18 protein-coding genes and 5 tRNA genes are annotated in these 14,853 nt (G+C 40.1%); 6 read left to right on the forward strand and 17 right to left on the reverse strand.

All coding sequences use genetic code 11. The features are described from left to right. Nucleotides 1–368: 4'-phosphopantetheinyl transferase superfamily protein (locus Q0600_RS06865; protein ID WP_298758472.1), on the forward strand; the 368-nt coding region annotated here is incomplete at its 5' end. Between the two features lie 111 nt (nucleotides 369–479). Here Q0600_RS06865 and Q0600_RS06870 read toward each other — a convergent pair. The 17 genes from Q0600_RS06870 to Q0600_RS06950 all read right to left on the reverse strand — a co-directional run bounded on the left by Q0600_RS06870 (nucleotide 480) and on the right by Q0600_RS06950 (nucleotide 13,718). Next, nucleotides 480–2,249 carry a GTP-binding protein gene (locus Q0600_RS06870; protein ID WP_298758474.1) on the reverse strand — a complete coding sequence of 590 codons (1,770 nt, stop codon included), beginning with the start codon at nucleotides 2,247–2,249 and terminating at the stop codon, nucleotides 480–482. Next, nucleotides 2,242–3,393: an MBL fold metallo-hydrolase gene (locus Q0600_RS06875; protein ID WP_298758477.1), complete on the reverse strand. Its 1,152-nt coding sequence runs from the start codon at nucleotides 3,391–3,393 to the stop codon at nucleotides 2,242–2,244. Before Q0600_RS06875 ends, Q0600_RS06870 begins: the two co-directional genes overlap by 8 nt. A gap of 10 nt (nucleotides 3,394–3,403) precedes the next feature. Beyond that, entirely contained in the window at nucleotides 3,404–4,795 is a 1,392-nt protein-coding gene (locus Q0600_RS06880) for a hypothetical protein (RefSeq protein WP_298758480.1), read from the reverse strand. A 106-nt stretch (nucleotides 4,796–4,901) separates the two neighbouring features. After that, nucleotides 4,902–6,074 carry a PAS domain-containing sensor histidine kinase gene (locus Q0600_RS06885; protein ID WP_298758483.1) on the reverse strand — a complete coding sequence of 391 codons (1,173 nt, stop codon included), beginning with the start codon at nucleotides 6,072–6,074 and terminating at the stop codon, nucleotides 4,902–4,904. Beyond that, entirely contained in the window at nucleotides 6,065–6,763 is a 699-nt protein-coding gene (locus tag Q0600_RS06890) for a response regulator (protein WP_298758485.1), read from the reverse strand. Before Q0600_RS06890 ends, Q0600_RS06885 begins: the two co-directional genes overlap by 10 nt. A 91-nt stretch (nucleotides 6,764–6,854) precedes the next feature. Beyond that, nucleotides 6,855–7,769: a DUF3137 domain-containing protein gene (locus Q0600_RS06895; protein ID WP_298758487.1), complete on the reverse strand. Its 915-nt coding sequence runs from the start codon at nucleotides 7,767–7,769 to the stop codon at nucleotides 6,855–6,857. A gap of 97 nt (nucleotides 7,770–7,866) precedes the next feature. Then, nucleotides 7,867–8,088 (reverse strand): hypothetical protein, encoded by a 222-nt coding sequence (locus tag Q0600_RS06900; protein WP_298758490.1) that lies wholly within the window; start codon nucleotides 8,086–8,088, stop codon nucleotides 7,867–7,869. 19 nt (nucleotides 8,089–8,107) lie between these two features. Further along, nucleotides 8,108–8,734 (reverse strand): hypothetical protein, encoded by a 627-nt coding sequence (locus Q0600_RS06905; protein ID WP_298758493.1) that lies wholly within the window; start codon nucleotides 8,732–8,734, stop codon nucleotides 8,108–8,110. Between the two features lie 47 nt (nucleotides 8,735–8,781). Continuing rightward, nucleotides 8,782–9,258: a hypothetical protein gene (locus tag Q0600_RS06910; protein ID WP_298758496.1), complete on the reverse strand. Its 477-nt coding sequence runs from the start codon at nucleotides 9,256–9,258 to the stop codon at nucleotides 8,782–8,784. A gap of 34 nt (nucleotides 9,259–9,292) precedes the next feature. Then, nucleotides 9,293–9,769, reverse strand: coding sequence for a hypothetical protein (locus Q0600_RS06915; protein ID WP_298758499.1), 477 nt, complete (start codon nucleotides 9,767–9,769; stop codon nucleotides 9,293–9,295). Between the two features lie 64 nt (nucleotides 9,770–9,833). Further along, nucleotides 9,834–10,586, reverse strand: a complete 753-nt coding sequence (locus Q0600_RS06920) for a hypothetical protein (protein WP_298758502.1) — start codon at nucleotides 10,584–10,586, stop codon at nucleotides 9,834–9,836. A gap of 40 nt (nucleotides 10,587–10,626) precedes the next feature. Further along, complete coding sequence (locus Q0600_RS06925; protein ID WP_298758504.1) at nucleotides 10,627–11,001, reverse strand: hypothetical protein; 375 nt, start codon at nucleotides 10,999–11,001, stop codon at nucleotides 10,627–10,629. A gap of 48 nt (nucleotides 11,002–11,049) precedes the next feature. Continuing rightward, complete coding sequence (locus tag Q0600_RS06930) at nucleotides 11,050–11,439, reverse strand: hypothetical protein (RefSeq protein ID WP_298758507.1); 390 nt, start codon at nucleotides 11,437–11,439, stop codon at nucleotides 11,050–11,052. Between the two features lie 10 nt (nucleotides 11,440–11,449). Further along, nucleotides 11,450–11,959 carry a hypothetical protein gene (locus Q0600_RS06935; RefSeq protein ID WP_298758508.1) on the reverse strand — a complete coding sequence of 170 codons (510 nt, stop codon included), beginning with the start codon at nucleotides 11,957–11,959 and terminating at the stop codon, nucleotides 11,450–11,452. A gap of 349 nt (nucleotides 11,960–12,308) precedes the next feature. Beyond that, the gene (locus Q0600_RS06940; protein ID WP_298758510.1) at nucleotides 12,309–12,698 is read right to left on the reverse strand and encodes a hypothetical protein; all 390 of its coding nucleotides are present in this window, start codon (nucleotides 12,696–12,698) and stop codon (nucleotides 12,309–12,311) included. Nucleotides 12,699–12,820: 122 nt separating this feature from the next. Further along, nucleotides 12,821–13,186 (reverse strand): Imm40 family immunity protein, encoded by a 366-nt coding sequence (gene imm40 / locus Q0600_RS06945; protein WP_298758513.1) that lies wholly within the window; start codon nucleotides 13,184–13,186, stop codon nucleotides 12,821–12,823. A gap of 456 nt (nucleotides 13,187–13,642) precedes the next feature. Next, nucleotides 13,643–13,718, reverse strand: a tRNA-Ala gene (locus Q0600_RS06950). 133 nt (nucleotides 13,719–13,851) lie between these two features. On the opposite strand from Q0600_RS06950, the gene Q0600_RS06955 reads away from it, so the two are divergent. The 5 genes from Q0600_RS06955 (at nucleotide 13,852) to Q0600_RS06975 (ending at nucleotide 14,453) form a co-directional block, all read left to right on the forward strand. Next, nucleotides 13,852–13,926, forward strand: a tRNA-Gly gene (locus Q0600_RS06955). Nucleotides 13,927–13,954: 28 nt separating this feature from the next. After that, nucleotides 13,955–14,041: transfer RNA gene (locus tag Q0600_RS06960), tRNA-Leu, on the forward strand. A gap of 16 nt (nucleotides 14,042–14,057) precedes the next feature. Further along, a tRNA-Cys gene (locus Q0600_RS06965) sits at nucleotides 14,058–14,131 on the forward strand. A gap of 20 nt (nucleotides 14,132–14,151) precedes the next feature. Further along, complete coding sequence (locus Q0600_RS06970) at nucleotides 14,152–14,307, forward strand: hypothetical protein (protein WP_177387338.1); 156 nt, start codon at nucleotides 14,152–14,154, stop codon at nucleotides 14,305–14,307. 58 nt (nucleotides 14,308–14,365) lie between these two features. Then, nucleotides 14,366–14,453, forward strand: a tRNA-Ser gene (locus Q0600_RS06975). Nucleotides 14,454–14,853: the final 400 nt, after the last annotated feature.

Here is a 14,853-nt window from a genome sequence, read left to right on the forward strand (position 1 = left end):
TAGAAAAAGCTATTTCTAAGGAAGGTTTTAAAAATAAAGTCTATACTCAAAAAGAGTTGGAGAATATTGAAAAAAGAGGAGATAGAGTAGAAACTTATGCTGGAATATTCTCTGCAAAGGAAGCTATTTCAAAGGCTATTGGAACAGGCGTTAGGGAATTTTCTTTAACAGATTTAGAAATATTAAATGATGATTTAGGTAAGCCTTATGTTGCTGTATCAGAAAAATTAGATAAAATTATAAAGGATAAAAACAAAATTAAAGAATTTAAAAATAGGCTCATAAATAATATTTCCAAAAATGATATGAAAAAGGATAAATATACTATATTTATGGATATTATAAAAAAGATCTTAACAAATCTGTAGGGAATAATAAATCCAAAGTCACAGCTTATTTTGCTCTTGTTTTGAATTGTCGGTTGCTTATGCAATAGTTTTGATCAAAACTCTAAAAGGCGTTTACTTGTCTATTTTTGATTAATTATTTATAAATTTATCCATAACTAAAGCGCTTTCATCTATCTCTCGTCCGATGAAGACCAAAAAATTATCGCAGCATTTGCGGTCGCTAAAAGGCGTTATCTCAAATTTGCCGTTTACGAACTGCACGACGTATTGAGCCTCGTCGTTTTTGAAGCTTGCAAGCCCCTTTATGCGGTAAAAATTTTCCGGTATGTCGCTCATAAATTTGATGAAATTTTGCCTATCGATGTCCTCAGGAAGGTCTTTTTTAAACGAGACTATCCCCTCGTCTTCGTGCGTTGCGTGCATCTTGCCCTCGAGTAGGACGGACGCCATATACGAAGTGTCGCTCTGGCGGTAGAGCAGGTAGTTTGGATTGAGCTCGGCGTCCACCGTCTCGAATATCTCGGCGCAGCGGTTGTTTTGGATCAAAGCTTGTCGTATCCGCTCCTTTTGCTCGCTTGAGATCAGATCGATTTTATTGAGCACTATGACGTCGGCAGCCTTGATCTGCTCGAGCATTATTTTTGATCTGCCGCGCTCTTTTAAAAAATTCGTCCCATCGACGACTGTGACGATGGCACATAGATTGACCTCGTCTTTGATCTCGTTTAGCTCGCTTAAGATATTGAAAGGATTGGCGACGCCGGTGGTTTCAAGCACGATGCTGTCGGGCTTTTTGGGCTTGAGCTGCGAAATCGCGAGCTTGATCTGCCCCGCCATTGAGCAGCAAACGCACCCCTCGTCAATCTCTACGAGCGCGTATTTAGCATCCAGCAGCGCGCCGTCGAGGCCGATTTTGCCGATCTCGTTTTGGATGATGCCGGTAAATCTATTTTGCGCCGTTTCGTGCTCGATGAAATTTTGAATAAATTTCGTCTTGCCAGAGCCCAGATAGCCGGTGATGATGAAAAAATTTGGCCGCTCGCCGCCTTGCATAAAAATTTGCTTTTTATCCTCTTTAGCTAAGCGCAGCAAAAATTTAAACAAAGGCGCCGAGCCGGATAGCTTTTTAAAAGATCTGTCGTCAAATTTAATGCGCCCGTCGCTCGTGTCCTCGCCGTAGATTAAATTTACAAAAATTTCGCCGCAGAGCGGATCTGCTTTGCTTTTTAAATTTCGATCTTTGTCGTAGATCACGGCGCGAGCCGCTTTTTTGTAAATTTCAAAGCTCTCGTAGCGTGGCTCGTAAATTTTACAAAGCGCTATATGCAAAAAGTTCATAAACGCAAGCGATACCCTAAAGCAGGGGAAATTTTTATCGAGCCCCTCTTTTGCGATGATCTGCTTGCCCTCTACGCAGACGCCGTCCTTTGCGTACGATCTATCTCTGAGCTTCGTTTCAAAAGATAGCGCTATGCCCCGCTCTTGCGGCTTTAAATAGATCGTAGCGACGCAGAAGTTATTTAAAAGCTCCCCGTGCGCGGAGAAATTTCGCACCTTTGCCAAAAAGTCCGGCTCCCCAGCCAAAACGGCTTCAAAAAGCGATACGCTACCGAGCAGCTCGTCATTTGCGGAGGGAAAATAATAAAGCTCAAATACGCCCGCGCCCTCTTTCACCTCCCGCAAAACGATGCCGTAAATTCCGCCGTAAAAGCCAAATTTGATGCTCCAGCATTCATTAAAATAGTTCCCCTTATACATCCCCTGATACCTGCTTGAGGATTTTACGTCGCTATCGTAAAGAGACTTCATCAATATACATCTCATAAGCGACCTGTAATCCTCAAACGAGTATTTAAATTTCAAAGGGAAAATATCTTGAAATTCCATGCTTCTATCCAAATTTAACCTTATCGCCGTTGCCGAGATAATCGGACGTTTTGGTTCTAAATCTAGCCGTGCCCTTTACGATCGGATAGCCCTCGCGGACGAATTTTTGCACGGTCAGAAGGCCCGTGCAGTGGTTGCACGCCATGACCTGGTAGTTCCATCTTTTCAGTCCGATAACTAGATCGTCGTATTTTGGATCCCAGTCGTCAAACGGCGAGATATGAAGTCCGCCGTAAAGCCCGTAGAGTTGATCGTTGTCGTACTTAAGCTCCTTATGCGCGGAATCCGAGAAGGTAATGATACCCTGATGGCAGCAGCCCGTGATACTCACAAGACCTTTGTCTTTAACGTTTACGAAGATCGACTGCTCGCCAAAAACCCTCGTAATGATAGGGCAATCGTAGCAAAACGTACACATTCCGGGCTCGATCTCGTTTCTACCCTTTTTAAACACTACAAGCTCGCCTTTATGACCCGAATCTTTGATATATTGTCTGCCTTCTGGGTAAAAGCCCTCGTGGATGATGATCCTGATGTCTGGCTTATACTTTAAAACGACGGGTAAAGCCCAAAAGTGATCGTAGTGCTCGTGCGACATTATGAGGGTATCTATTTCGCCGCTTTGCAGCATCTTATCGATCCCCTCCCGCTTAAAACACTCGTGCATCCATTTGTAGGACCAGCCGCAATCAAGCAGATATTTTTTCTTTTCTCCGTTTAGACGCTCTATCTCTATGAGAGCGGAGTAGCCGCCCGCGTTATCGGGATTTACGGAAAGTTTTTTGGTTACCTCCCACGCCTCATCGATTTTATCGGGTAGAAGATGCTTGATTTGTGAAATTCCCTCTTCGTAGCTGCCTTTGGCAAGCCCTTTGCCGTTACCAAACGGTGGCCAGTTAAATAGATATTGATTGACTAGCAGTCCGCCTGCGCCTTTAATATCTCCCATCAGCATCGAGTTGTCAAACCAGCTCGTTTCGGAGATATTAGTAACCTCGACGCTTTTGATCGTGCCAAAATCGGTCATCTTTCGCACTTCATCGGGAAGAAAAAATTCTCTCGCAGGAGAGTATGAAAACACCCCCATCGATGCAAGTGCGCCGAGTCCTATGCCCGCTGCGCCGCCTTTTATAAAATCTCTTCTAGCTTCATTCATCTCAGATCCTTTATTTAAAAATTGTAAGCATATTGCCCACGGCGGGCGCTAGATAAACTACGGCGAGATAGATGACCACGCCTATGATAAAGCCTACCACCAAGCCTTTGATGGAATTTTTATTTCTAAAATCGTCTTCCTCGCCCGCTTCCTCCGCCTCTTCCTTCTTGCCGGCAAGCTTCCAGCCGGGCCAGCCATCCATAAACCAGTAATTTATCAGCATGACGTTGATAAACCAGATCATCGGAATCATCGGGAATTGTTGCGGATGCGAAAAGCCTTTTTGAGTGCCCAGCAAAAAGTGCGAGACCTGATAATAGACGTAGTATAGGACGATAGCCGCCGTCATGCTTATGATCGTTCTAAGAAGGATATTGACGGGCTTTGAAAATTTATTGACCGCGTTGTTGCAGTAAAATTTAATAAATAGCACCGGCACCAGCCAAAATATAGCTATCTCGCCTACGTGCAGCCAGCGCCAATCTGGCGCAAAAAGCCTTCTATCGCCTCTAATATGCACGCCCCAGATGAGCTCTTGCAAATAGTAAAAGAAAAACGAAAAGCAAAACGCCATCGCTATAATGCCAAAAAACGACGCCGTCCTTCTAAGCCAGTTCGTCTTAATAAGGCTAAAAGGATACCTCTCCCAGATGGTCTCATACACCCAAACCATAACGGTACAGCACATAATCCATGCGATATTGAAATTTCCGTGCACGGTATCGGCGAAATTATGCCACCAAGGCGGAGTGATGGATGTGTATTTTTGCCATGGATCGAATAAAATTCCCATTTGCGAGTGAAAAAATACGAAATATACGATCATACTTAGCAAAAAGGTCCAGATAAAAACTGTAAAGCCTTTAACGGGCTGCTTTAGCTTCTGCCACGGCGAATTATCCACAGCCACCACCCAAGAAGGACTTAGCCACGACGCGATAGCGGCAAACATCAAAATAGCCTGTGCCGAATACTCAAGCGCGTAAAAATCGGTTATGCCAAGCTCTGCAAGCCTTCGCGGACTAAAATACGATATGGCAAGCTCGCCTAGAATAAATTCGAAGAATATCTTTAAGAATACGAAGAAGGTAAAAAATACCATCACCGTAAAGATAATGCCCTTTTTCGCTGGCCCCGCCGTATAGAGCCACTCTCTTTTAAAAGGCCAAAAATCAAAAATATACGCTATCCAGATGATAACTACAAGTAGCCACCTGCACCACATATATCCCACGTAAGGGGTATACATCCTCATCAGTCCCCTAGGATCTTGAAAGATCCACCACGATGCGTAAAACACTACAAACAAAAACAGAGTGTTTACAAGCACCGATGTGAGCGGAGAATACCTTCTAACAAGCTTCCGCTCCTCCAGATAAATTTTGTCTTCAGGTTCGCTCATCGCTTCCTCCTTACATAAAATTTAATCTTTATTAAATTATATAAAAAGAGTGCAGCTCATTTGTAGCGTAAATTTGGATTAAATTTTAAATTGTCTCAGAAAAGCTTCATTTCGGAAGTTTGATTATGAAATTTGAGCCGCCTTTTAGGCTCTCTACGACGAGCGAGCCCTTGCAGTGATCTTCGATGATGATCTTTGACATATATAGCCCGATGCCGGTGCCGTTTTTGCTGGCTTTGGTAGAAAAATACAGATCGAAAATTTTATCCGCGATCTCCTTTTTGATGCCGCCTGCATTGTCTTTTACGCTTAAGCAAAGATAAGATTTTTCGATATAGGTTGAAATTTCGATAACGCCGTCGTCGATATTTCTTTCCAAAAAGGCGTCCTGCGCATTTTTTATGATGTTTAAAATAACCTGCGAAACCTCGTTTTTATATGTGAGCAGGGTTTGGTTGCAGCCGTATTTCGTGTAAATTTTAATCTTTTGATTTTGCAGTATCGCTTTTACGATATTTATCGCCATATTGCAAAGCTCCTCCAGGCTCGTAACCTCCTTGATCTTGGCGGGCTTAAAGAAATTTCTAAATTCATCGATCGTTTCGGACAGGTGCTTGGAGTACTGCTCGATCTTGCCGAGCTCCTCCAAAAGAGCCGTTTTGTCAAATTTATCCGCCATCAAGCAACTGGCGCTCAGATATGAAGCCGTAGCCGAGATAGCGGATAGCGGCTGCCTCCATTGATGCGCTATCATATTTAAAATTTCGCCCATCTGAGCGAGTCTCGATTGATACTGCAGCTGCTCGTCTTGGCGCCTTATGAGCTTTAGTTGCTCCTCGATCTCGTGGTTGAGAGTTAAATTTAGCCGCTTGACCTTCAGCCTGCTTTGCTTTAATTTCTTCTCCGCCATCATTCTTTTGGTGATATCCACCACTATCCAAAGCACCTCGTCGTTTCCCGATATGGAATCGCCCGAAATTCTAATCCACAGCCCTTTGCCGCTTTTGTGCCTTAGCTCGTAGTTTAGCTGCAGAGCCTCATTTTTCCTTACTTTATTAAAGGCGATATCTGCGAAATGCAGGTATTTCTCCTCGCTTAGATGTATGGTTTGCGCGGATTTACCGATGATCTCGTCGTATTCGTAACCGAAAATTTTACAAAAGGTTTCGTTGCACTCCATAATGTTTCTTTTCTTGTCCACGATGAAGATGCCGACGCCGGAATTTGAAAATATCGTCTCAAATCTCTGATGGTTTTTCTTAATGTCCACTATCGCCATTTTATTCTGTATCCTTGCGAGTAGATGTTTTCTATCAGCTTATAGCCGATTTTTCGGTGAAATCTGGATATGATATTTCTTACCCGTTTGTCGTCATATCCGCCATAGTCCTCAAACAGCTCATTTTCTATCTCAAGGCCGCTTGCGATCCGCCCGCTAGAGCTTAAAAGCAGCTGCAACAAAGAGGTTTCGTTTTTGGTTAGTTTGATAATTTCGCCCGCCTTGGATAGGGTTAAACTCTGCTTATCCCACACGAAATCGCCGCTTAGATAAATAAACTTTGCGGGTTTGGTTTCGATACTTTGCGTGATTTTTTCAAGCACGCTTAGTAGATCCTCGGTCGTAAATGGCTTTAGTATGTAGCCGTCCACGCCGATGGATATGGCTTTGGTAAAAAATTTAGACTCATCGTAGGCTGAGAAGATGACCGTTTTTACCGAAGGATCGATCTGTTTGATCCGCTCTAACATCTCAAGCCCGTTTATGCCCGGCATATTAATATCGGTAAAAACAATGTCCGCTTTGCCCGCTTTAAATTTATCGATGCCCTCCTGCGCGTCGCCGCAGTCGGTAACCTGATGAAAGAATAGTTTTAAAATTTTTGCGGTCTGCCGCCTTACCTCATTATCATCCTCGACATATAGGGCGCGCATACTGCGAGTTTGAGCCTGTATTTCAGCTATATCCATAATGCAGCCCCTCCTTTTTAAATTTATCCCTTATCGTAAATTCTATTTCGCGCGCTGCAACCCTGTTTTAAATTTACAAAACCGAGTGTTTTTATTCCACCTGCCCGAGCTTTTTAAGATAAGCAAAAATTTTAGCGATCTCGATCATTTTATTTAGGCTTTCGAGTAGCTTCGCGCTTTGCGAGCTCGGCGCGGATTTGAAAATTTCGCTATTTTCAACGCCGATTACGAGGCTGTTTTCGCCCAGATAAAGCTCGGTTTTGCCGAATAAATTTACGGTGATCGTTTGCATATTTTCTAAAATTTTTTTGTTCTGCAAAAAGGCGGCGGCGGCGAGATTATTAAGATAGACGTCAAACGATGCGCTTAAATGGGGGCTATCTTTTAGCAGCTTGAGATTCGATGCGCCGAAGATAAACTCCCCGCGCGGTACGACCAAAATTTGGCTATCGAAGGTCTCGCTAAAATCAAATTTTGCAAATAACCCGTCGAATATCGCGGTATCGTCCTTTTTTTTGAGATGCAAAATTTTATCCAGCTCAAAGACCCGATCCTCTCTGTTTTTATCGAAGTCGCGGCTCAGACAGATATCGCCTATTTTTATGCCAAATTCGGGCGTTTTGCCCACTATCGCATGCTTGCAAGTGCATAGATTTGCCTCTTTGCGGAGCGGATTTTTGTAAATTTCATCGAGCAAAAACGCGCCGAAGGGCTGAAAAGTAAGGCGTAGCTCCTTTGCGATCCAGAGCAGAAATTCGTTTTTAAAAGCCTCTTCGCTGAGCGCTTCAAATTTACGCGAAATGCGCACGGCTAGGTATTTGTAAGTCGGATAAGCAAGAGCCAGCAGCACTAATAAAAATACAAATGAGAAATCTCCGAAATCCTTGCGCATAACGATAAACAGCGCCAGTACTACCACTGCTACACCGCCACGCGCCTTCCAAAGCGCCACATTGCGCATTCCATCTAGTTTTTGCTTTTTTAATTCGTAAGAAACAAGGCTCATCACTATCCCCGTGAGTGAAATTTGACGCTCATTATAGCGAAAAATGGGATTAAATCAAGCTATATGATAAGCGCGTTGCTATTTATAAGGCGGGTTTTTATAATAGCTCAAAAGCATATAAATCGCCGTCTTTTTCTCTACATTTTACAATATCGCCCTGTTTGAATTCTAAAATTTCATCCAGTTCGGATTCAAATTTCGTCGTATCGGTAATTTTAAAAATATATTGCGCGATTTGAACAGCCTTTACCGGGCGCCATACATCGATATCTTCATTCAAAATTTTTATAAAAATTTCTTTATCGGTCGCGTTCGCCATATTAAACCTTTCTGCCCGGTTATCTAAAATTCTTTCTGCCTAGCCACAATTTAAGATATTTTAATACGGGTCTTAAATAATCATTAGTAGCATTGGCTTTAAAGGTGCTTGCGTCTGATTCTATCAAATACCAGCTATATCCATCATCCTTTAAAATATTCATTTTGCGATGTTTGGCCTCAGTGTTTGCGTCAGATATCTCTATATCCAGTACTTTATTTGCAATATTCATCTGTACCGATAGATTAGGGCTTAGATCATATATGAAGTGGTTAAGATCCTTGATGATATGGGTATTATATACGTCATCTATCATCTCGGCTCTTCTCTTCCTAAAAATTTCCTCTTCTATTGGGTCTCCGTCAATAAGCTTTCCATAATGATCCGCGTCTGCTACGAGCTCTTCGTAAGATGCGGTAAAACATTCAAAAAATCCCCTATGCATCCCAAATTTCCAATTTGTAGGCACCGTCTCATCGATTACTTGAAAATATTTGCTATTAAATCGATTGTAATCTATATCGTCTTCAAACGGTAATATGCAATAATAAATCCGTCCCTCTTCATATTGGATGCCATGAACAAAATAGGTTCTGTTTGATCCCAGATACTCATGCTCGTCTTCTTTTATACATTTTACAATCATTTTTAATCGTCCTTAAATTTGAAATCATCTACGGCTTCTATGATGGGCTACTCGTCTTTATCGCCTATTATACTATTTCTAACAAGTTCTGTAAAAAATTCTTTGTTTTTGGATTTGTTGATTGCCTCTTTTATAGCATTAAAGGATAATTTTAAATTATTTAAATTGCCGTCTATAATGCAAAAGCCGTTTTTCTCACACAATGATATTATGCCCCTTAATACGGCTTTATACTCGGATCTAAAATCGATACGAAACGTAACGGACTCTATTATATTATTAGCATCAAAAAATACCTCTAGGCGGTTGCCGTTTTCGCTTCCATATAGATCTATTTCGTTAGACCAAGATTTTTCGGGCTTTAATAGGTGCGAAATTTCAGAAAATATCTCTTTTTTGATCTTTGCCTTTTTCCAATACTTATCGTCTTCAAAGAGCTTTATATTGCTATATTGCTGGTCGTATTGCAGATCATATGTATCGCTTTTAGGCAGAATAAAAAACTTACATTGCCAAATTTCCATATCTTCCTTCCTCAAATATTTTCATTATAAAATTTTAAAAGTAATACACATAGCAGCCTCGATCATCGTATATATCGAATAAAATCGAAAATTTCTCTTTATTGTTTACGGCTAACTGAACTCTAATGTTCAAAGAGGGTTCTTTTGCCAGCTCAAAATTAAAATGGCGCAGCAGTATGGATCTCAAAAAATTTGGCTCAAGCGCCTTTTCTTTTATAAAAATAACGCCTGCTCTGGCGCCGTTTTTATAAGGCTTAGCTTTTGTGTATCGCCCCTTCATATTTTTAAGAAGATACTCCTCTATTTTCTCATCTCTTTCCCAAAAAAGAATTTTATAAACTACGCTATCTAAGTGGCTTGCTTTTGAAATTAAAAACATAACTAGCCTTATTTTAGCCTCTACATCGATATTTTCAAAATCTATTCTCGATCTGGCTACGCCTCTTTTATTTCTACTTATTTTTCTAAATTCTATATCGAAATTAGTTGAGTCTATAATGCTTTTTATCATTGTCATCGCCTTTCAAAAACCTTTTGCTGCGTGATACTATACAAGCCCGCTTTAAAATCTTTATCTACTTTTTCCATTTAAATTTTAATCTCTTTCGCTTAATTTTTATAAAATTTTCCAACTCTTTATCGGTAAAATTTAAAACCTCTTTTCGATTTTGTAAATTTACATAAGTGTGCCTTATATCGCAATTACCGACAAAGGCGGCTTCCCAGTTCTTAATTAGCCAACTCGAGCTTATCGCATATTCCCGTCCTTTATTCGAGCGCATTTTATCGCTATAGCCAATAGGCGCAAACATACCGGAATAAAACCCCTCCAGATAGGGTAGTCTCGGGCATCCTTCCGTATCGGTTGCGACTATAAATTTTATCTTTCGATCATATGGACGAAAAGCCTTGTGACACTCTATAATATCTCCATTTTTTAGATCGTCTTTGAATTCTAAAAATTTATAAGTAAATTTTGCAGGAATTTTATCATTTATCCTTTTGTATTCGGCTAAAAAACTATCGTAATAAGAAAATATGCTTATATTTCTGGGCGACTCGGTATCACATACAAAATCTAAATTCTCCAATACCCACTTTTTAGAAATCAAACTATTATTATTTTTCGCATTAGCTTCGGGTGGCAATACTATAAACTCCCCCGAGTTATCGCTGTTTATACGCAGCAGGTTATTCCAGCTACAAAATAAAAACCGCCTTTGACCGATCTGCAGTATATCGCCCTCCGCGAAAATTTTTCTAAAATTATTAATTGAAAATTTTCTTCTACCTCTTATGGGTATTATCTTTTTATAATTTCTTTTCATGGTCTTTCTTCTGTTTTATTATTAAATCGCCGCGCACTCGCTAAATCCCTAAATGCAAAATATATAAATCATTTTTAATTGCCGAATCGATTAGTTCCAATAGACTGTCTAATTGCTCGATAACCGAGGATTTATTTAGCGCGCAGTTTTTATCAAAAACAATCTGCTCATCTGCGCCCAAGAAAAGCGACCTCCAACAGCATATTATATCTCTAAATTTAGCTTTATCTTCTATCCAGCTATAGCCATAGTAATTTAGACCTTTTTTCAAATTTGCCTCATCGTTCCATGTGGTTTGTACCCACTCAAGAGAGTACGAAATGCGAAGTATCAGATCATCGCTAATTACTACGCAATACTCTTTAGAGAAGATATTTTCTTTTGTCTTTTTGAGTAAAAATTCATGTTTAGGCATACAGCTCCTTATTGTTTTAAAATATGACTTTAATAAAACTCGATCTAGCTATTCGCCAAATTTCATCCAAGCGGCGGCGTATTCTAGCGTTTCATTCCTAAAATATTTGCTAATTATCTTATATTCGTCCTCTTTCGCAATATTTACAATTGTTTCAATAAAGCCGGTGTAGAACGCCGTGCCGATGTATTCGTCTTCGCTTGCCGCTCCCTTTTCCACAAAATCAAAAATTTCATTTCTTGTCTTTTCGTCCAAATCATTAAAAATTTTAATCGTAGTTTCTGCAAAAGATGCAAGCAGCCACAATAAGCTAGGTATGTACTCCATATCGAAAGGAAATATCTGCTCTTGATAGGCGCTAAAATACGCCCTGTTTTTCTTTATAAAGAAATAGATATATTCCTCATATTTGCCTAAATCAGTCTCTATTAAGCGCATTTGCCAATCCTTATAAAATTCCATTATAATACTTCCCCCAAAATTTTATAGCGCTTTTTATCTCTTTTTCAAAATGTTTGAATGGTATATAAATTTCTTCTTGTTCGTAGGGTTTTAACTTTTTATATTTCTTGGAATGCGTAATTCTCGCAATATCTTCATAATTTTTTTGCAAAAAATCTATGATTATTTTTACCTCATCTCTGCTAAATTGTTTCGCTCTCGCCCGCCGCATAGGCGGTGTAAATGCTTGAATGAACATATCCTCTATAACCTCCTCATCGCCGAAGTGCTCGTAAAAATCAATAAAATCCAGGATATAATACCTAAAAGCATAGTCATTAAAGACACTCAAATCTCCCGATAAAAGTTTGATTGTGCCATGGTCTAAATCGCACAGATCTTTACCGCACAGATCTTGTTCGACAAGCTCATCCTTTTGTACAGGATTTGTTATAATTTCCGGCTTTTGCAGTTTAAGCCGCGCCTTTAGCGCTTTTATTCTATTCGATAAGTTCATTTTGTCCTCCTTTTTAGAAAGCGTAAAATTTGAGCTTGGCTTATAATACTCTTTTACTCTTATCAGATATATCAAATACAGGATTAATCCTATGATAAGTAATATTTGCATAATTACGGATTGAGTTGTAGCTACGACATAGACTTTCCCTCCGCGATAACCGCCCTCCGTCAATAGCTTATGAAAATTTAAAGACGATAGGATAATAAAAAATATCGTCATTACAATTCTTACGGGCTTCATGGTTTCAAAATATCCTTATATAAAATTCTAAGGATAGATTGCCGTCTTTTGCCCAATCAGAGTCAAAGAATTTCATCGATAAATACGCCTCGCTAACGATTCAAACTCATTCATCCAAGAAGTATATGTCATTATCTAAATTTATATCGTTATCCGCTAATAGCCTTAGCAAATCCGTATCGTAGTATAGACCCGGCAAGCTACCGTGGCTGTAAATTACGACTCTTAGCAGCTTTTTTACGCTTTGTAATTTTATACTCCTCGCGACATTTATATCTGCCAAGAATTTTTTAATTAGATCTCCCGCAGAAGGCATGTCATAAAATTTTTCCTCTATGCTAAAGCCAAAATTTCTGTATTTTAAAATAGAGCCTTTTAGCTTCAAATCTCCCTTGCGCCAGGTTTTTGTTACAGATATGCCGTTGCTGCTTATTGCCTCGGATAGATCTCTATCGCTTTCGATCGATAGTATCAAAACTACTTCGTTGTCTTTCAAAACCGCCCCTAAAGTCTTTTATATCCCATCTACGCACACTTCGGCATTTAGTTCGGCACACATTTTTATATTTATCAGAATATGAGCAAAACCAACATATTCTGTATTGAAAGCCAAAATTTTCATTTGGACACCCGCCCGGGGCAAATGACCGGGCAATATGCAAAGTCATCTCCGTTTCTAGCGCGATAATTAGTGATATATTGGATCGCCACCTCAAATGCATTGTCATCTTCCGCTTTAGTGCTCCAGTAGTAGTCGTATGTGATGATGGGCTCATCGCCGCTTAGGCGATATACGTCTCCTCCTAGGATAATCATACCTTTATCTCTTGTGATTTTTAGCACCTCCATTACATCGTCAAATCTCCAAGCTATATCATAAATTCCGTACTCTTCCCTTAAGCGTATACCGCGCTCTAAAAGATCCTGCGGCACGATATTTACGTAATCTTCATCTATAAACACAATATCTTCTTCAACTGACATAATCTCTCCTTCCATTAAAATTTAATTTATTGCAAAGACTTTTCTATATCGTTTATTAGGCGATGAAGCGTTTCTAGACGACTAGAACTCGGATTATTTTGGTTTAAAATTCTAAAATATCACTATACTTTATCGTATTTGCATCGCGCTCGTCAAAAGATGGAAATATATATTTTTCGTTCATCTTAATGATTTTTGCGATATAGCTCTCGCTTATACCATTTTTCGTTTTTGTGCGATATATGCGCCAAAGGGCTTTTGGTCGATATTTATGCTCTTTCTGTAAAACTGACATAATAGGTTTTAACCAACCTAATAACTAACTGAATTATTTTAAAATAATTATAACATAAAAAGAAACAAAATAATCAAAATTACTAAAAGCCCTAGATATCGGTATTTAAAGGAAGTAAAAGAGATTTAAAAGAAGTGATTAAAACCCAAAAATAGCTTAAATGGTGGAGTTAAGCGGGATCGAACCGCCGACCTCTTGAATGCCATTCAAGCGCTCTCCCAGCTGAGCTATAACCCCAAAAGATTTTGTAATTTTACATTATTTTACTTACAAAATTTTTAAATTCCGGCGCTACGCCAAAATTTTCTCCGCAAAAGCCGCTATAAAATGAAATTTTAAGCTTGCATTAGGTAATATTTCATTTCTTTGCGCGGGAATAGCTCAGTGGTAGAGCGCAACCTTGCCATGGTTGATGTCGCGAGTTCGACTCTCGTTTCCCGCTCCATTTTACATTATGTTTTTGTATTAAACGTGCCCGGATGGCGGAATCGGTAGACGCAAGGGACTTAAAATCCCTCGGAATTTTTTCCGTGCCGGTTCAAGTCCGGCTCCGGGCACCACCTAATAAGCCGGCGCGGCGACATAGCCAAGTGGTAAGGCATGAGCCTGCAAAGCTTTGATCCCCGGTTCGAATCCGGGTGTCGCCTCCAGATCCTAAAAAGGAGTTATTATGAGATACATACTAGCGGCTCTTTTGGCATTGATGGTTTTTAGCGGGTGCTCTAATACTTGGCACGGCGTAAAAGAAGACTCACACAATGCGGCTCAATGGACCAAAGAAAAGGTTCACAACGGCGCCGAGTGGGTCGGAGAAAAAACCGAATAAATTTTACGCGCAGGTCTTGATCTGCGCGAATCTACGGCGGGGTCTACCCGCCCTTAATCGGGAGATGGCTGAGCGGTCGAAAGCGGCGGTCTTGAAAACCGTTGAGGTGAAAGCCTCCTGGGGTTCGAATCCCTATCTCCCGGCCATTTTAATCTAATCTGAAATTCCCTTTTAACTTCAAAAAATTCACATTTTATTTATACTAATTTTCATTTAATGCTCTTTAGGCTAAAATTTTATCCTGTAGCAAACGGCAGTTCGGGGCGGCGCGTTTATAGGCGGAGCGCTAAGACGACATACGGTGAAGATGCCAAGATCGTGCGTCAGCGGCTTGTTTGATCGATACGTGCTAAAATAGCACGTATCGAGAGTAGGGCGATGTCAAATTTAAATGTTTGTCCGTCTGGACATAAAAGCGAATGTGAAAGATAATTGCGAAATTTAGCTATAAAATTTCAAAGCTTAGCAGCCCGCTGCGCTTGGCGTAAAATTTTAAAATTTACTGATTCGCGCTTTTTAAATTTAGCCCGGGTGCAAGTAAATTTT

It is taken from the genome of uncultured Campylobacter sp. (assembly GCF_938041645.1).
GTDB lineage: Bacteria > Campylobacterota > Campylobacteria > Campylobacterales > Campylobacteraceae > Campylobacter_B.